Origin of the sequence: Collinsella sp. TF12-2AT (assembly GCF_003436735.1) — a bacterium.
Taxonomy (GTDB): Bacteria; Actinomycetota; Coriobacteriia; order Coriobacteriales; family Coriobacteriaceae; genus Collinsella.
The window spans coordinates 289,932-307,634 of record NZ_QSQK01000001.1 but is presented as its reverse complement, the minus strand read 5'-3'; the positions used below and the strand labels follow the sequence as shown (position 1 = coordinate 307,634).

At 60.3% G+C, this 17,703-nt stretch carries 12 protein-coding genes; 11 read left to right on the top strand and 1 reads right to left on the bottom strand.

Features of this window, described 5'->3' with window-relative positions:
- Window positions 1–46 precede the first annotated feature (46 nt).
- Window positions 47–1,393, bottom strand: coding sequence for an MATE family efflux transporter (locus tag DXD24_RS01265; RefSeq protein WP_117563643.1), 1,347 nt, complete (start codon window positions 1,391–1,393; stop codon window positions 47–49).
- A gap of 260 nt (window positions 1,394–1,653) precedes the next feature.
- On the opposite strand from DXD24_RS01265, the gene DXD24_RS01260 reads away from it, so the two are divergent.
- The 11 genes from DXD24_RS01260 (at window position 1,654) to DXD24_RS01210 (ending at window position 17,343) form a co-directional block, all read left to right on the top strand.
- Window positions 1,654–3,474, top strand: coding sequence for an ABC transporter ATP-binding protein (locus DXD24_RS01260; protein WP_233502286.1), 1,821 nt, complete (start codon window positions 1,654–1,656; stop codon window positions 3,472–3,474).
- Complete coding sequence (locus DXD24_RS01255; RefSeq protein WP_199407865.1) at window positions 3,458–5,365, top strand: ABC transporter ATP-binding protein; 1,908 nt, start codon at window positions 3,458–3,460, stop codon at window positions 5,363–5,365. Before DXD24_RS01260 ends, DXD24_RS01255 begins: the two co-directional genes overlap by 17 nt.
- Before the next feature lie 215 nt (window positions 5,366–5,580).
- Complete coding sequence (locus DXD24_RS01250) at window positions 5,581–6,618, top strand: hypothetical protein (RefSeq protein WP_117563642.1); 1,038 nt, start codon at window positions 5,581–5,583, stop codon at window positions 6,616–6,618.
- Window positions 6,619–6,852: 234 nt separating this feature from the next.
- On the top strand, window positions 6,853–7,908 hold the full coding sequence (gene moaA / locus DXD24_RS01245; RefSeq protein WP_233502285.1) for a GTP 3',8-cyclase MoaA: 1,056 nt from the start codon (window positions 6,853–6,855) through the stop codon (window positions 7,906–7,908).
- A 4-nt stretch (window positions 7,909–7,912) separates the two neighbouring features.
- Window positions 7,913–9,214 (top strand): molybdopterin-guanine dinucleotide biosynthesis protein B, encoded by a 1,302-nt coding sequence (gene mobB / locus DXD24_RS10315; protein ID WP_117563641.1) that lies wholly within the window; start codon window positions 7,913–7,915, stop codon window positions 9,212–9,214.
- 242 nt (window positions 9,215–9,456) lie between these two features.
- The gene (locus DXD24_RS01235) at window positions 9,457–10,041 is read left to right on the top strand and encodes a histidine phosphatase family protein (RefSeq protein ID WP_117563640.1); all 585 of its coding nucleotides are present in this window, start codon (window positions 9,457–9,459) and stop codon (window positions 10,039–10,041) included.
- A 248-nt stretch (window positions 10,042–10,289) separates the two neighbouring features.
- Complete coding sequence (locus DXD24_RS01230; protein ID WP_117563639.1) at window positions 10,290–11,135, top strand: PRD domain-containing protein; 846 nt, start codon at window positions 10,290–10,292, stop codon at window positions 11,133–11,135.
- A gap of 118 nt (window positions 11,136–11,253) precedes the next feature.
- Window positions 11,254–12,693 carry a PTS transporter subunit EIIC gene (locus tag DXD24_RS01225; protein ID WP_117635881.1) on the top strand — a complete coding sequence of 480 codons (1,440 nt, stop codon included), beginning with the start codon at window positions 11,254–11,256 and terminating at the stop codon, window positions 12,691–12,693.
- Window positions 12,694–13,344: 651 nt separating this feature from the next.
- Window positions 13,345–14,793, top strand: coding sequence for a glycoside hydrolase family 1 protein (locus DXD24_RS01220; RefSeq protein ID WP_117563637.1), 1,449 nt, complete (start codon window positions 13,345–13,347; stop codon window positions 14,791–14,793).
- Between the two features lie 236 nt (window positions 14,794–15,029).
- Window positions 15,030–16,310, top strand: coding sequence for an MFS transporter (locus DXD24_RS01215; protein WP_158548899.1), 1,281 nt, complete (start codon window positions 15,030–15,032; stop codon window positions 16,308–16,310).
- 211 nt (window positions 16,311–16,521) lie between these two features.
- Complete coding sequence (locus DXD24_RS01210; RefSeq protein ID WP_117563635.1) at window positions 16,522–17,343, top strand: HAD family hydrolase; 822 nt, start codon at window positions 16,522–16,524, stop codon at window positions 17,341–17,343.
- The last annotated feature ends 360 nt before the right edge of the window (window positions 17,344–17,703 follow it).

The window sequence follows — 17,703 nt, the reverse complement described above, 5'->3', positions numbered from 1 at the left end:
CCTTTCGGTAAAAACAGGGGAGAGGCGCTAGGCCCGCGTCGCCCCGCTACGCCACCAGCTTGTCAAAAGCCCCGCGCCGGTTGAGCACGGTAAATGCAATCACGCAGATGCCCGCCGACAGAATCGACCCGCACGGTGAGGCGATGCCCATGGGGAACAGCGTGTCGGAATAGGCGTTCGACAGCAGCCATGCGCCGGGCACGCGAATGAGCACCACGGCCAGCACGTTGTGCGCAAAGCCAATGTAGCTCTTGCCATACGCAGCGAAAAAGCCGCTAAAGCAAATGTGGATGCCGGCAAAGATCGCGTCGAAAATATAGCTGCGCATATAGCCGGTACCGGCGGCGACTACTGCAGCGTCCTTGGCAAAAAAGCCGATAAACGCCGGCGCCACCAGCCACATCAGCACCGTGATCAGGCAGCCGTACACCACCGAGATGGTCATGGCGTCCTTGAGTACCTGACGCGCGCGGTCGCCCTTGCCCGCGCCGGCGTTTTGCGCCGTGAGCGCGCTGACGGTAGCGCCCATGGAACTCGGCACGATAAACAAAAAGCTGATCATCTTCTCGACTAGGCCCACGGCGGCGGCGTCGACTAGCCCACGGTGGTTGGCGATGACAGTGATGAACATAAACGCCACCTGGATGCAGCCGTCCTGCACAGCCACGGGCACGCCGATTTTAAGAATGCTGCCGAGCACCTCGGGCTGGGGGCGCAGGTCGCTGCGCTTAACGTGGATGTTTGTGCGACGGCTCTTGAGCCACACGAGCGCGAGGGCAACGCTGGCCGTCTGTGCGATGACCGTGCCGAGTGCGGCGCCCACGGGGCCGAGCCCCATGTGGCCGATAAACAGAAAATCAAGCGCGATGTTGATGATGCATGCCACGCCGATCACGTACATAGGCGAGCGCGAATCGCCCAGCCCGCGAAAGATGGCCGAAAGAATGTTGTACGCGGCAATAAACGGAATGCCGACAAAGCAGATACGCAGGTAGGCGGCAGTGCCTTCGACGGCTTCGGCGGGAGTGCCAATGAGCGCCACGATCTGCGGGCAAAGCGCGAGCAGGACAGCGGCCAGTACCACCGAGACACCCATAAAGAGCGTGATGGTATTGCCGATGGCGGTCTCGGCGCGATCGAAGCGGCGCGAGCCCACGGCGTGGCCGACGATGACCGTCGTTCCCATGGCCAGACCAACGAGCGTCACGGTAATGATATAGAGCGTCTGTGCGCCGTTGCCCACGGCGGTGATGCCGGCAGCGCCGCTAAACTGCCCCATCATGTACAGATCGGCCATGCCGTAGAGCATCTGCAAAAAGTACGAGAGCATATAGGGCAGGGCAAAGACCGCGATGGTCTTAAGGACATTGCCGCGTGTGAGGTCGTGTTCCATGGGCGGGGCTTTCTGGCTTGGTCTGTTTACGTACCAGTGTAGTGAAAACCCTACAACGATTGTAGAGTCAAGGTTTGTGTTGGCGGCGGGGAGAAAAAAGTCACGCTCGCGTTCATTTCCAATTGAATACAGGGGCGCGTCCTGCGAGCTTGGCGCCTGCACTAGCATTGCAGAAATCGATTTCGGAGCACTTGACACCGATGCACGGCGCGCCATAATACCTGGGTTTGCGAACAACGTTTGATGGGGGATGAACCTGCGTGCGCAATCTCAAGATTTTGTTTTCCTATCTGGGGGCATACCGTCGCGATGCCATACTCGGCGTGTTCTTTGTGACGGCAGAGACGGCGCTCGAGCTGTTTATCCCGGTCATCATGGCAAATATCATCGATGTGGGCGTGCCCGCGGGCGACATCAACTACATGCTGTTGCAGGGCACGTATATGTTGGTATGCGCCGCATGTTCGCTGGTACTTGGCTTGGGCTATGCACGCACGTCTGCTCGCGTCGCCTCGGGGCTGGGCGCTAACTTGCGCGAGGCGGAGTACCGCAAGATCCAGACGCTCGCTTTTGGCAATCTGGATAACTACGACGCCAGCTCGCTCGTCACCCGCATGACTACCGATATCACCGTCATCCAAAATGCCATCGGCAATGGCTTTCGCCCCATGGTGCGCGGTCCCGTGACGCTCATCGTCGGCTTGGTCTATGCGCTGGTGCTGTCGCGTCCGCTCGCCACCGTTTTCGCGATCATCCTGCCGGTGCTGGCGATCGTGCTGGGCGTTATCACCTATCGCGTCAGTCCGCTCTACCGCCAGCTGCAGACCTCGATGGACCATCTCAACGGTGTGGTGCAGGAGGACCTCACCGCCGTGCGCGCCGTCAAGGCGTACGTGCGTGCCGAGCACGAGGAGGCCAAGTTCGATGCCGTCAATACCGAGCTTGCGCGCACCGCGACGAAGACCTTTGGCAACGCCGTGCTCAACCTGCCGGTGTTTCAGCTGTCGATGTACGTGGCGGCGCTTTCCATTCTGTGGATCGGCGGGCGCATGATTCTTGCCGGCGAGCTCGGCGTGGGCTCGCTCACGGGCTTTATGAGCTATGTGCTGCTGATCATGAACTCGCTCATGATGATTTCCAACGTGTTTTTGCTGCTCACGCGCGCACTTGCCAGCGTGGAACGCATCTCGCGGGTGCTCGACGAGCGTTCGCTTATCCAGGCGCCCGACGCTGCCGCTGCCGTGCACGAGGTGGCCGACGGAAGCATCGAGTTTCGCGACGTTTCCTTTAAATACCGCGCGGATGCAGCCGAGGATGTGCTCGAGCATATTGACCTTTGCATTGAAGCAGGCTCCACGGTGGGCGTGCTCGGCGGCACGGGCTCGGGCAAGAGTTCGCTTGTGCAGCTGATTGCGCGCTTGTACGACGCCACCGAGGGCACCGTGCTTGTGGGCGGACACGACGTGCGCGACTACGACTTGGCTACCTTGCGCGACGCCGTGGGTATCGTGCTGCAAAAGAACGTGCTGTTTACGGGTACCGTGCGCGAGAACCTGCAGTGGGGCAATCCACAGGCGTCGGACAATGAGCTCCTCGCGGCTTGCCGCGCGGCGTGCGTGGATGAGTTCCTCGATCGCATCGGCGGGCTGGACGGCTATCTGGGCCAGGGCGGTGCCGGTGTCTCGGGCGGGCAGAAGCAGCGCCTGTGCATCGCGCGTACATTGCTCAAGCATCCGCGTGTGCTCATCTTTGACGATTCGACCAGCGCGGTCGATATGGCGACCGACGCCAAGATCCGCGAGCATATCGCTCAGATTCCCAACACGACGGTGATTGTCATTGCGCAGCGCATTGCGAGCGTCATGGATGCCGATTGCATTGTGGTGTTGGACGACGGTCGTGTCCACGGCGTGGGCACGCACGAGGAACTGCTGGCGGGCGATGCCATTTATCAGGAGATTTACGCCTCGCAGATGGAGTTTGCGGGGGATGCGGGCATCGTGGATGGCGCAAATGCCCTGTCTTCCTCTGGCCCCAGTGGATCGCTTCAGGCTGCGAAAGGAGATGAGCATCGTGCCTAAGACATCCGCTCAGGCCCGTCCCGCCAATCTGGCGCAGACGCTTCGCCGCCTGCTCTCCTACATGGGGCATGCCAAGTTCTCGCTGCTCGTAGTGGGTGTGCTTGCCTCTGTGGCCGCCATCGCAAGCCTTGCCGGTACCTACATGGTGCGCCCCATCGTCAACGGTTTGGCAACGGGCGGCGAGGAACTGCTCGCCAAGCAGGTTATCTTTACCGCTGCCATCTACGCCGCGGGCGTGCTCTCGGCTCTGGGCTACTCACAGATTATGGTGCGCGCGGCCCAGCGCGTGGTCTCCGATATCCGCCGCGACCTGTTTGCGCACATCCAGATGCTGCCGCTGAGCTACTTCGACAGCACGCGCTCGGGTGACATCATGAGCTTCTTTACCAACGACGTCGACACCGTCTCCGAGGCGCTCAACAACAGCTTTGCCAACGTGTTTCAGGCGAGCATCCAGGTGGTCGGCACCACGGCCATGCTCATCATCCTCAACTGGCAGCTCACGATTATCACGCTCGTGTGCGATGTGGCCATTGTGCTGTACGCGCGCTACTCGGGCATGCGTTCCAAGCGCTTTTTTGCCGCCCAACAGGCGTCGCTGGGCGATTTGGACGGATATATCGAAGAGATGGTCTCGGGCCAAAAGGTCATCAAGGTCTTTAATCACGAACAGGCCAACGTGGCTGGTTTTGACGCGCGCAACCAAGAGCTGCGCCGCACCGGTGGTGCCGCGCAGGCCTACGCCAACTCGATGGTGCCCATGACCGTGGTGATCGGCTATGCCAACTACGCCATCGTTGCGGTGGCAGGCGGCATGCTCTGCATCAACGGTCTGGCCGATGTAGGTGCGCTCGCAAGCTACCTGGTCTTTGTGCGTCAGGCCGCCATGCCCATCAATCAGTTTACGCAGCTGGGCAACTTCTTGCTCAACGCGCTGGCCGGAGCCGAGCGCCTGTTTGCCGCCATGGATCTTGAGCCCGAGGTGGACGAGGGCTGCGTGGAGCTGGTGCAGACGGGCGACGCCGCGTGGGCATGGAAGATTCCCGAGGGCCAGGGCGTGGGCGCGTACGGGCACCTGCATGATGTGGCTGCCGTTGATGAGTCGGGCCGTGCGGTGGCTGCCGACGGCACCGAGCTCACGTGCGGCTTGGTCCCGCTCGCCGGCGACGTGCGCTTCCATGCCGTGGACTTTTCCTACGTGCCGGGCACCCGTGTGCTCACGGACCTCAACCTGTTTGCCAAACCGGGGCAAAAGATCGCCTTTGTGGGCTCCACAGGCGCAGGTAAGACGACCATCACCAACCTCATCAACCGCTTCTACGAGGTCGATGACGGCGAGATCACGTACGACGGCATTGACGTCAAGCACATTGCCAAGGCCAGCCTGCGCGGATCGCTCGGCATTGTGCTGCAGGACACGCACCTGTTTAGCGGCACCATTGCGCAGAACATCCGCTTTGGCAAGCTCGACGCGACTGACGAGGAGGTGCGCGCCGCAGCCGAGGCAGCCTGCGCGGATTCGTTTATCCGCCGCCTGCCTAGAGGGTACGACACACCGGTTACGGCCGACGGCGCCAACCTGTCGCAGGGCCAACGCCAGCTGCTCGCCATTGCGCGCGTGGCTGTTGCCGACCCGCCCGTGCTCATCTTGGACGAGGCCACGAGCTCTATCGACACGCGCACCGAAAAGCTCATCGAACGCGGTATGGACCGCATCATGCGCGGACGCACCACGTTTATGATTGCGCACCGCCTGTCCACCGTCCGCGACGCCGACGCCATCATGGTCCTCGAACACGGCCGCATCATCGAGCGCGGTACCCACGAAGAGTTGCTCGCCCAGCACGGCGAGTACTGGCAGCTGGCGCATGGCTTAAAAGAGTTGGATTAACCCGTTCGAGCACGATGCTTTGGCCCTTCCGTGCCCCTCACCTCGCCTCAAACCATCACAACATTCGACGTTTTTTGCCAAAAACGGGAAAAGCATCGAATGTTGCGATGGTTTTTCTACCACTCGATCGGGCGGAATCGCTTTCTTGCGCACGAAGGTGTGCGGACCCGTGGGCAGGGGAATAAGGTTGGTTATCCGACTCCATTGGAGGGCTCATGGACCTGCCGATCGTCCTGTCCCATAAGACTGCTTGGCTGTACCACAACGTGGCGCGCCCGTCCGAGCCGCTCTCGCGAGCAAGCAGCCTATACGACGAGGACTCGCTTGCTAGCGAGGCGGAGCCGGCTGCGAGCCTGTCCAAATTGGGACTCGATGTCAAGGGGCTGAGGGCTTCAGCGGCAGTTGGGATCGTTACCGACTATCTGGTTTCGCTTGGTATTCCACGAGAAGAGCTCGGTCATATCGACACGCTCGTCAACTTCGATTTTGAGCGCTCGACGCCGGCTGGATTTAGGTGCCACGTGTTTGGGGCACCGGTACCTCCAGACCATCTTCTTGAGGTGGCAGAGGGCCTTCTAGTGGTTGATGAGGTCATGTGCTTTGTCCAAGCGGGTTCGTGGATGAGCGAGCCCGAGCAGCTGGAATATGGGTATGAAATCTGCGCCCGATACCATTTGAATCATCTGTCGACAGACGATTATATCGAGATGGGGCAGAGGTATACCGTTGCCGACTTGATTGCTTATTGCGATGAGAATCGATCTCGTCAGGGGGCCATACGCGCGGCCGCCGTGCTCAAACGCGTGCACGATGGCGCGCGATCGCCCATGGAGACGGCCACCGCAATCATGGTCGTAGCAAAACGTTCCCAGGGAGGGCTGGGATACGCCAAGATCGAGCTCAACCATCGGGTCGATGTTCCCAGCGAGTTCAAGTATCTCGCTAAGGCCGGGTATTTCGAGATTGACGTATATGCGCCTGCGAGCGGTACGGGAATTGAATACAACGGTTCGGACCATCTTGATAAACAGCGCAGCGCGTCGGATGCGGAGCGTATGACCGTGCTGAGCGCGCTGGGCTTTAGGATGATCGTCCTCACCGGGACTCAGTTTGCCCACCAGCTGCAATTGCACCGGGCGGTGAACGCCATCGCACTCGCTATGGGTCTCACGTGCGACCGAAGCGAAGCGTTCCAGAAACGTCAAAACGACCTGCGAGAATTCGTGATTCGACACTGGGGTGGTGGCCTTTAGGGGCGTTCTGGCCCTTCTACGGGGTGCTGTGGGCAGGCAGACCATCACAACATTCGACGTTTTTCGCCAAAATCGGAAAAAGCATCGAATGTTGTGATGGTTTGTATGCTGAGGATGGGCTTGGAAAGTCCGTTTTGCTCGAAGCGACCTGTCCTGTCGTACGGGTGTCGGCATGATTCTCTCGTGCGGTATTATGTTTTCCGAAGAATAAAACGCCGCGTGAGGGGAGGCTGCGTGGACGGGCACGTGCAACATGACGGCTTTGGTCGCGATATCAACTACCTGCGCATTGCCGTTACCGACAAGTGCAATTTCCGCTGCATTTACTGCATGCCGGCCGATGGCGTGGCGCCCCGCGCGCACGACGAGCTGCTCAGCGCCGAGGAAATCGCCCGCTTTGTGCGCCTGGTGGCGGGGGAGGGAATTCGCCGCGTACGCCTGACGGGTGGCGAGCCGCTGGTCAGCCGCCGTATTATCCCGCTCATTCGCGACATCCGCGCGATTCCGCAGATCGAGGACATCTCGCTTACCACCAACGGCGCCCTGCTGCCCAAGCTGGCGCCGCAGCTCAAAGACGCGGGGCTTAATCGCGTCAACATCTCGCTCGACACGCTCGACCCTACGCTCTTTGGAAAGATCACGCACCTGGGCCGGCTCGAACAGACCATGGCCGGCATCGACGCGGCGCTGGCTTGGGGCTTTGAGCCCGTTAAGGTCAACTGCGTTGTGGTGCGTCGGCTCAACCAGGATGTGGCGGCTCTTACGCGGCTGACCGTCGACCGCCCCATCCACCTGCGCTTTATCGAGTACATGCCCATCGGCGACGAGCGTACGAGCTCGCATTGCGCTGTGGACCCGCATGCGCCCGCGCTCAATCCCGAGCTGTGGGACGCGAGCGATACCGTGCCGAGCGACGAACTGCGGGCGCGCATCAATACCGGGGTCGCCGCGACGGGGCTGGCCGAGCTCGAGCCGCTCGACATCAACGACGCTCCTGCCGGCGCGGGCCCTGCGCGCTACTGGCACTTTCCGGGTGCGGCGGGAACGGTCGGCTTCATTAGCGCCATGTCCAACCATTTTTGCGCGAATTGCAACCGTCTGCGCCTGACGGCCGATGGCAACGTGCGTCCGTGCCTGTTCAGCGATGCTGAGTATTCGGTGCGTGAAGCGCTGCGCCGTGGTGATGATATGCAGGTACTTTCGATTTGGCGCGATGCCGTGGCCCACAAACCGCAGGAACACGCGATAATTGAGGGCACGCAACGATTTATGTCCCAAATCGGAGGATGATCATATGGCCAAGAGCAGGTACGCCGATGCCACCAAGGCCGCTCGCAGGGCCGCGATGTCTGCCCACAAAGTCACGGCTGCAGCGAATGCTGGCAACGCCGCCGTGCCCGCGCAGCCGACTGCCAGCGCTGTCACCGAGCCCGCCCGCGACGCCCGTCGCGACGAGCTGACGCATGTGGACGCCAAGGGCGAGGTTCGCATGGTCGACGTGTCCGACAAGGCCGAGACCCATCGCATTGCCATCGCCGAGGGCACCATCCTCATGCATCCCGAGACGCAGGCCATGGTGCTGCAGGACCGCGCCAAAAAGGGCGACGTGCTTGCCTGCGCGCGCGTGGCGGGCATCATGGCCATCAAACGCACGAGCGACATCATCCCCATGTGCCATCCGCTGCTCATTACCAAGAGCAAGTGCGACATTGCGCCCATCGCTCCGGCGGGGACGCCGGCCGAGGACGTGCCCGAGGGCTGGGCGCCGGCGCGCACGGATGGGCAGGTTGGCTTTCACGTACTGGTTACGGCCGGCGTGACGGGCAAGACCGGCATCGAGATGGAGGCCCTGACCGGCGCGAGTGCCGCGTGCCTTACGATCTATGACATGTGCAAGGCCGTCGATCGCGGCATGGAGATCGTCGACGTGCGCCTGCTGCACAAGGAGGGCGGCCGCTCGGGCGTGTGGGATCGCGCAGAGCGTCAGGCCGCTGCTGTTGAGGCCGTGGGAGCCGCGGGCGACGCACCCGCAAGCGCACCTGCCGCCATCGCGCCCGCAGCTCCCGCTCCGGCTGTCCCCGCGATCGCGTTTATCGGCTACCAAAACTCGGGCAAGACCACGCTCGTCGAGAAGGTCATCGCCGAGCTCACGCGCCGCGGCCTGCGTGTGGGTTCGCTCAAGCATCATGGACACCATGGCTTTGATATCGATGTTCCCGCTAAGGATACGTGGCGCCATCACCAGGCTGGCTCCAAGCACGTGGGGCTCATTTGCGCCACGCGCTGGGCGGAGTACGCCGACACGCGCGAGGAGGACGAGATGCCCGCGCGCGAGCTGCTGTCGCGCTACAACGATGTCGACGTGGTGATCATCGAGGGCTACAAGACCGAGGGCTTCGACAACATCGTCGTCGCGCGCTCCGGTGTCGACCGTCTGCGCGGCAAGAGCTCGCTCGACCTGGTCGACGGTCACACGCTGGCCCTTGCCTGCAACGAAGCCCTGGCGCGTCAGGCCTTCGACGCCGGCTTTGCGACCCGAGCCATCAACATCAACGACGCCCGAGCCATCTGCGATCTCATCCAAGACCACCTTTAAGGCTTGACGCTGCGCCGGCCCCAAGCACCCCATCTCGCCCCTCAAGCCGTCGCTCGCGTACCAAAGTACGCGTCGCTCCTCTTTCGGGGCGACCTGGGGCACTTGGAACCGGCTCGCTGCGCTGCCATAACATGCCAAAAAGGGACAGGCATCTTTGTGGTGGTTTTTGCAAAAAAGCTTTGACTTAAAGTTAGCTCAAGGTGTCATAATCGCTGACAAACGATTGCGATCACGGAGGCCTCATGTCAAAACTGTACTTTATGCGTCACGGTCAAACGCTCTTTAACTTGCTTCGTCGCAAGCAGGGCTGGTGTGACTCGCCGCTCACCGAGCTGGGAATCGAGCAGGCTAAAACTGTCGGTGCGACCCTGCGAGGGCGTGGCCTTACGTTTGACCATGCGTACAGTTCGACGTCCGAGCGTGCGTGCGACACGCTTGAGCTTGCGTTCCCCGGTCAGCCTTACGAGCGCGTCAAGGGCCTTAAGGAGTGGAACTTTGGCAAATTTGAGGGCGCGAGCGAGGATTTGAATCCGCGCCTGCCGTACGGCGATTTTTACAAGCAGTATGACGGCGAGGGCGAAGTCGAGTTTCGCGAGCGTATGATGGCGACCATCACCGAGTTCATGCAGCGCCCTGGACATGAGAGCGTGTTGTGCGTGAGCCATGGCGCCGCAGCGGCTCAGGTCATGCGCGGCGTGGGCGTGGAGCCGCTCAAGATGAAGCACCGCATTGGCAACTGCTGTGTGCTCGAACTCGACTTTGATGCTACTACCGGCACATTTGCTCTTGCAGATTTGTACAACCCCTACGGCACCCCGCGCGAGTAACATCGGGGCATCAGCCAAAACCACCACAAAGGGGCCAGGCACCTTTGTGGTGGTTTTGCCGTTTACAGGCGATTTCCTACCGTTCAGCGGACTTTCGCACCAATGGGGCTTACGCTGCATGCAAGTTTCATCCTACAATCGCCCACGTGCTCACAAGTTTGTTACTCCTCTGGAGGCATCACTTGCGCATAATAGAAGACGAGGAATATCGCCCCGTCGTCTAGCGCCGATGTCCGAGGAGTTTTTTCATGCTCATTTTAAAGAAGATCAACAATAACGTTGCTCTCGCCGCCAGCGATGACGGCCGAGAGGTTGTTGTCTTTGGCAAGGGCATCGGTTTTCACGAGATGCCCTACGAGCTTGCCGATGAGTCGCTCATCCAGCGCAAATTCTATAACGTTCCCGAGAGCCTGCAGGATATGGTCGGCACACTTCCCGACGACGTTCTGCTCGCGGCAAGCGACATTGCCTGCTTCGCATCCCAGCAGCTTGGTTGCAAGCTGTCCGGTGGCCTGCCCTTTATCCTGGCAGATCACCTGCAGTTTGCCGTTCAGCGCGACGACGACCAGATCAGCGCTCCCAACCCGCTCGAGCATGAGGTGGCTTTCATCTACCCGCGTGAGCTCGAAATCGGTCAGGCCGCGCTCGCCATCGTGCAAAAGCACACCGGCGCCAAGCTGGGTCAGAACGAGGCCACGAGCATCGCGCTCCACATCGTTAACGCCGAGGTCGACGGCATGGGCCGCGCCAAGGACATGGACTTCATCATGAAGAGCACCCGCGTGCTTGACGAGGTAACCCATTCCGTGGAAAAGCAGCTCGGCTGCTCGCTCGACACGGCGTCGTACTGCTACATTCGCTTTCTTGCGCACCTGCGCTTTTTGGTTCGCCGCCTTGTTAAGGGCAGCTGCACGCAGACCGAGAACTCCTCACTGTTTATGCAGGCCGCCCGCGATTTTCCCGAGGCCTACCAGTGTGCGTACGCCATCAACCGCGTGTTCGAGAAAGAGTTCAAGCAGAGCTGCTCGGACGAGGAGCTCTTGTATCTGATGATGCATATCAACCGTCTGCGATCGGCTTCGCAGACCGAGTGAGTAAAGCCGCCAGCCCGGCGGCAATCGCAACAATTCTTTTTGGTTTCTAACTGCGGGCAAGGTACCGGCTCGCGGTAGGGGATATTTTTGTCGAAATTTGGAAAAGAGAGGACAGATCATGGCAGGTAAATACGACGATCTTGCTGCCCAGATCGTAGAGCTGGTTGGCGGCAAGTCCAACGTCAAATGCGTCGCACACTGCATTACCCGTGTTCGTTTTAAGCTCAAGGACGAGTCGAAGGCCAATGACGAGGCAATCTCCGAGCTGCCCAACGTCATCAAGGTCATGCACGCCAACGGCCAGTACCAGGTTGTTGTGGGCAACATCGTCGAGGACGTCTACGACGCCGTTCTCAAGGCCGGCGGTTTTAGCGACGGCGGCGCCGTCGACGCCGATGACGACGATGCCGCTCCCAAGGGCGTTACCGATGTGATCATCGACCTCATCTCGGGCATCTTCGCCCCCATGCTCGGCACCTTCGCCGCTGCCGGTATCATGAAGGGCCTGCTGGCGCTCGCTACCTTCCTGGTCCCGAGCTTTGCCAACGACGGCGCCTACACGCTGCTCTACACCGTCGCTGACGGCATGTTCTACTTCCTGCCCGTGGTGCTTGGCTTTACCGCGGCCAAGAAGTTCAAGATGAGCGAGTTCAACGGCATGGCCATCGCCTTTGCCCTGGTGTATCCCACCATGGTTGCCCTGACCTCGGGCGAGGTTGTCGGCTCCGTCGAGCTCGGCTTTGCTGGCACCTTCTCTTGGTACACCACGTTCCTGGGCCTGCCGCTCATCATGCCTGCCTCGGGTTACACCAGCTCCGTTATCCCCATCCTGCTCATGGTCTGGTTTGGCTCCACCCTCGAGCACTGGGTTAAGAAGTGGATGCCCGCTTCTATGAAGATGTTCTTCACCCCGCTGATCGTCGTCACCGTTACCGTCACCCTTGGCTATCTGGTCATTGGCCCCATCGCCACGCTCATCACCAACCTGCTTGGTGAGTTCTTCGCGCTGCTGTTTGGCCTGCCCATGATCGGCTCCCTCCTGGGCTGCACCCTCGTCGGTGCCTTCTGGATGTGCCTGGTCATCTTTGGCTTCCACTGGTCGCTCGTGCCCATCGCGCTGGTCAACCTGTCCACTCTGGGCCACGACTACATCCTGGGCTCCGTTATCGCCCACTCCTTCTCGCTGGGCGCCGTGCTCTTCGCCATGTATCTCAAGAACAAGGACGAGAAGTTCCGCGGTATCGCGCTGCCGGCCATGATCTCCGCCTTCTTCTTTGGTGTCACCGAGCCCGCTATCTACGGTGTCGCCCTGCCCGATAAGAAGGCCTTCATCAACGCCAGCATCGGTTCTGCTGTGGGCGGCCTCATCATTGGTCTCTCCGGCGCCGTGGTGTACATGTCCGGTGGTCTGGGCGTCTTCAACTGGCTGTCCTTCATCGACCCCTCCGGTGTTAACGGCATCAACCACATGATCTGGGCTATCGTTGCCTCTTTCGTGGGTGCCGCCGTGGGCTTTGCGATCGAGTTTGCCACCTACAAGCCCGAGGCTGCCAAGTAGCCCAAACGACAAAGACTCGGTACCAAGCCGGCGGGGGGGGGAGCGCCCCGCCGGTTTTTTTCAAAGGGGCTAGATGCCATGCGCTCGTCCGAGCGACTGCCCAAATCAAAACCATGCCGGATTACGGGGCTGAAACGGTGAGTGCTGACCATACCCCGTTTTTCCGTAAACTGACAAGCCTCCTACCTGCGGTTTTGTCCTTGCCGTTTCTGGCATGCTCAAGGGGCACTGGTTCTGCCCCGTAAACCGGCATGGTTTTGAACCTGCCAATAAGGGACAGGTTTATTTTGGTCGGTTTTATCTGGGCAAACGTCGTCTCCGTCAGCTCCGTCCGCATATCTTAAGCCGGCATAGTTTCGATGGGTCGGTCCGTGCGCGTCCCGCAACATGCCTCGCCACGAAACCGGCCCATCTACTACGTTTAAGTGGTAGGGGCCAACCACACGGTGGTTTTTCGAAAACCGCCAAGCCGTCTACCTGCGGTTTTATTTTTGACAATTGCGGCGTGGTCGGGGGTTCACGACTAAACGTAGTAGATGGGCCGGTTTCGTGGCGGCCGACTCAACGCGAACTCCGATCGGGACGCAAATTACCTCGTGGACGCCGCTTCGGCGTCCACGCAACATCCCAACACGTACGAAAGGAGCCAACATGGCTTTTCCCGATGGATTTCTGTGGGGCGGTGCCACTGCCGCCAATCAGTGCGAAGGCGGATACAACGAGGACGGCAAGGGCCTCGGCGTTCCCGACATCATGACCGGCGGCACGGTCTCCGAGCCGCGCCACATTACCGACGGCATTCTGCCCCAGTACCACTATCCCAGCCACGAGGCCGTGGACATGTACCATCACTATCTCGACGACATCAAGCTTTTTGGCGAGATGGGCTTTAAGTGCTACCGCATGTCCATCAACTGGAGCCGTATCTTCCCCAACGGCGACGAGGCCGAGCCCAACCAGGCCGGCATCGAGTTCTACCGCCGTGTGTTCCAGGCCTGTCAGGAGCAGGGCATCGAGCCCATGGTCACCCTTAGCCACTATGAGCTGCCTTATGGTCTGTCCAAAAACTACGGAGGCTGGAAGAACCCCAAGCTCATCGATTTCTACCTCAACTACGCCCGCACCGTCATGACCGAGTACAAGGGCCTGGTGCGCTACTGGCTCACCTTTAACGAAATCAATTGCCTGCTCATGGGCGGCTTTGGCGGCGTGATGGGCGGCGGCATGGTGCCCGAGGCAACCGACACGCCCATGGCCTTTGGCGACTGCGACTGGGACGACCCGCAGGCGCGCTTCGATGCCCTGCACCATCAGTTCCTGGCGAGCGCCAAGTGCGTCACCATGGGCCATCAGATCGATCCCCAGAACAAGATCGGCTGCATGATCGCCGGCAACGCCTGCTACCCGCACACGTGCAATCCGGCAGACGTTCTGGCCGCACAAAAGCAGCAGCGCGAGATGAACTTCTACTGCGGCGACGTGCAGGTGCGCGGTGCGTATCCCTCGTGGGCGCCCAGCGTGTGGCGCCGCGAAGGCGTGCACGTGGAGGTTTCGCCCGAGGACGCCGCCACGCTGGCCGCCGGCAAGGTCGACTTCTACAGCTTTAGCTACTACATGAGCGCCACGGCCACGGCTGACCCGGTGCTGCTGGAGCAGGGCAACATCTTTGGTGGCGCCGGCAACGAGTACCTCAAGAAGAGCGATTGGGGTTGGGCGATCGACCCCGAGGGCCTGCGTTACTACCTGGAGGAGGTCTACGACCGCTACCAGGTGCCGCTGATGATCGTCGAGAACGGCCTGGGCGCGGTGGACGAGGTCGAGGCGGACGGTGCGATTCACGACGGCTACCGCATCGATTACCTGCGCGAGCATATCAAGCAGATGGAGATTGCCATCGAGGACGGCGTGGACCTGATGGGCTACACCATGTGGGGCTGCATCGATTTGGTGAGCGCCTCGACCGGCGAGATGAAGAAGCGCTACGGCTTCATCTACGTCGACAAGGACAACGACGGCAACGGCACGCTCGCCCGCAGCCGCAAGGACAGCTTCTTCTGGTACAAGAAGGTCATCGCCACCAACGGCGCCGACCTGGCCTAGCCAAGTCTCAACCAGCGTAAACGTCGCAACCACCACAAAGGGGCCAGGCGCCTTTGTGGTGGTTTTTGCTTTGGTAGATGTGTGGGACATGCCTTACAATCTACCAAGTAGTTCATGACGGGCGAAAAACGGAGAGAAGGGTCCTGATGCGTCCTTAATGTTTCATGCGGATAGATTGATTTGACAGACGGTGGCGAATGCCCACCGCCCGTATTCGTATGAAACAAGGAGTCTCCATGCTCGCATCTCTTTTCTCAAAGCCTCAATCATCGCTGTCCGTGCAGGCCAAGCGGCTGGTGGCGATGCGCTTTCTCATCTACACCGGGTTTCAGACCAGTTATTTTATCGGCGTCATCGGAACGCTCACCTATGCAGACGATGCCTCAGTCGTGGCGACATCGCTGGCCGTTCTGTTTATGAACGTTTTCGTGATCCTGGGATCCTTTGCGGGTGGCGCTGCGCTCGACGCCTGGGGTCCGCGCCGCCATTTCTTGCTGAGCATCATCGGCGCTCTTGCAGCTGGCACGGCAATCATCGCCTTTGGTAGCGCGACCGGCGTCGTCCTGCTCGGCGCGGTGTTTCTGGGCTTTGTGATGGGATTCGCCCAGCCTATCGCCACGTCCTATCCGGCCTACCTCACCGACGATCCTGTCGAGCTCAAAGACATCAACTCCGCCATCGCCATGTTTTCAAACGTGAGTATCATCGTTGGCCCCACGCTGGGTGGCTTTGTCGCGGCTGCTGCGTCGTCGCGCGCGGTGTTTGTTCTCATGATGCTCTTTACCGTGCTGGCGCTCATCGCCGGTTGGGGCTTTAGGCCGCAGACCAGCCATGTCGCCGGGGATGCGGATGCCGATTCGGCGGAGGAAGGGGAGCGTGCGGGACAAAGCTCCAACCCCAGCACATCCACCCGCGCCACCTTCGCAGCCAGCATCAAGACAGTCTTCACCAACAGTGTCCTCGCGCTACTTTTCTGCATCATTTTTCTTTCGAACTTTGGCTACGGAGCCTTCGATCCGCTCGAGTCGTTTTTCTATCGCGATGTCCTACGCGTCGGCGTTGAGTGGATGGGCTGGCTCTCGTCGGCCTCGGGCGTGGGCGCGGTACTGGGTGCCGTGCTCGCGCTCCGCTTGCCGCCGCACTTGGTCAACCTAAAAACGCTGCTCGTGGCACTTATGTCCGTGGGCCTGGGAAGCCTGCTCTATGTGGGGACGCCGTACGTGGGTGTGGCCCTTGTCGGTCAGGTCGCCCTGGGCATAGCTTGGGGTGTCGTCAACCCGCTCCACAACACCATCGTGCAGACGACGGCGCCGCTCGAGCAGCTTGGTCGCGTCAATTCGGTCATGGGCTTTGGCAATATGTTCGCTGGCGTGGCCCCGCTGGCGATTGCTCCGTGGCTGGCGGCGACGTTTGGCGTGCAGCAGACGCTCATCGGAGCAGGCATGGTCGTGACGGCAGTCCCCGCGGCGTTGCTGCTGTTTGGGCGCCGGCATTTTGATCGTGCCGCAAGGCAGTAAAGACCATCACAACATTCGATGAAAATCGCGATTTTGCCGAAAAACATCGAATGTTGTGATGGTTTGGCCCACAAACGCCACTTCCCCCACAAAGGGGGCCAGGCACCTTTGTGGTGGTTTTTGCTTTGACGGGCCGCGCCTGTGCCTTGGTATACCATGTACGCCGTTTGCGAATACACCCCACACCGCCGCACAACTCAGAAAGGCCCCCATGGACGCCACCTTCAGCCATATCAAAGCCGTGTTCTGCGATATCGACGGCACGCTGCTCACGAGCCAGCACACGGTGTCACCGCGCACCGTGGCGGCGATTCGCGCCCTGCGCGAGCGCGGCGTGCTCTTTGGCCTGTGCACCGGGCGCGACGCCCACGCGACCGAGGCCATGTACGAGCTCTGGGGCATCGAAGGCCTGGTGGACGTGATGGTGGGCTGCGGTGGCGCCGAGGTCATCGACCGCGCGCACGACATCAACGAGCTGAGCTATCCGCTGCCGGGCGAGACCATCGCGCGCATCTGCAAGCACATGGCGGACCTTCCGGCAACGCCCGTCTGCCCCCGAGACGGCGTGTTCTACGTACCCGAGAGCAACGCGTGCGTCGAGCACCTGTCGCGCGTCGACGGTGTGCCCTACCAGGTGGTCGATTTTGCCGAGTTTTTGCGCGAGCCGCAGCCCAAGGTGATGTTTACCATGGCGCCCGAGGTAATGCCGCGGGTGATTGAGCGGGCGTCGACGTTTGCCGATAACACTGTTAAGGCGGCGGCTCTGCAAACCACGCAGCGGCTCTACGAGTTCATGGATCCGCGCGTGTCCAAGACGCGCGGCCTTGTGCGCGTGGCAGAGCTCAACGACATGGATCTCCAGGACATCTGCGTGTTTGGCGATGCCGATAACGACACCTGCATGGTGGCTGACGCCGGCGTGGGCGTGGCTATGGCAAACGGCAGCGACGCCACCCGCGCCGCCGCCGATTTTGTAACCGCCAGCAACGACAAAGACGGCATCGCGATCTTTATTGAGGAACATCTGCTGTAGCGGGGGGGGGGGAACTACCACAAAGGGGGCAGGCGCCTTTGCGGTGGCCTCAGGCGATTTGGGCGAATTGATACCTAAAATCTGCGCGCAAATTCAAATATGGTCGTCAGAACATCATGCTTCTAACCACCGATGGGTTTTTAGATATTCTCATCAATTTGGTAGGATATTCATCCCGGTTAATGACCCCCGCTCACGGTCGATTTTCGACCGTTCACAGGATGCTCGCTCTTGAGCAAAATGTTGTGCAAATAAAACTAATGCCATTAAAAAATAATACGCAACTAAATTACCAGCAGAAACAAAAAATAGATAGCGAATAAACGAAGGTAAATCTGAGCAAATGTCAAGAGAATTGAG

Bases quoted from the DNA above. Each gene is read 5' to 3' on its own strand.
- DXD24_RS01265 (WP_117563643.1), bottom strand. From the start codon at position 1,393: ATGGAACACGACCTCACACGCGGCAATGTCCTTAAGACCATCGCGGTC.
- DXD24_RS01255 (WP_199407865.1), top strand. From the start codon at position 3,458: ATGAGCATCGTGCCTAAGACATCCGCTCAGGCCCGTCCCGCCAATCTG.
- DXD24_RS01250 (WP_117563642.1), top strand. From the start codon at position 5,581: ATGGACCTGCCGATCGTCCTGTCCCATAAGACTGCTTGGCTGTACCAC.
- mobB (WP_117563641.1), top strand. From the start codon at position 7,913: ATGGCCAAGAGCAGGTACGCCGATGCCACCAAGGCCGCTCGCAGGGCC.
- DXD24_RS01235 (WP_117563640.1), top strand. From the start codon at position 9,457: ATGTCAAAACTGTACTTTATGCGTCACGGTCAAACGCTCTTTAACTTG.
- DXD24_RS01230 (WP_117563639.1), top strand. From the start codon at position 10,290: ATGCTCATTTTAAAGAAGATCAACAATAACGTTGCTCTCGCCGCCAGC.
- DXD24_RS01225 (WP_117635881.1), top strand. From the start codon at position 11,254: ATGGCAGGTAAATACGACGATCTTGCTGCCCAGATCGTAGAGCTGGTT.
- DXD24_RS01220 (WP_117563637.1), top strand. From the start codon at position 13,345: ATGGCTTTTCCCGATGGATTTCTGTGGGGCGGTGCCACTGCCGCCAAT.
- DXD24_RS01215 (WP_158548899.1), top strand. From the start codon at position 15,030: ATGCTCGCATCTCTTTTCTCAAAGCCTCAATCATCGCTGTCCGTGCAG.
- DXD24_RS01210 (WP_117563635.1), top strand. From the start codon at position 16,522: ATGGACGCCACCTTCAGCCATATCAAAGCCGTGTTCTGCGATATCGAC.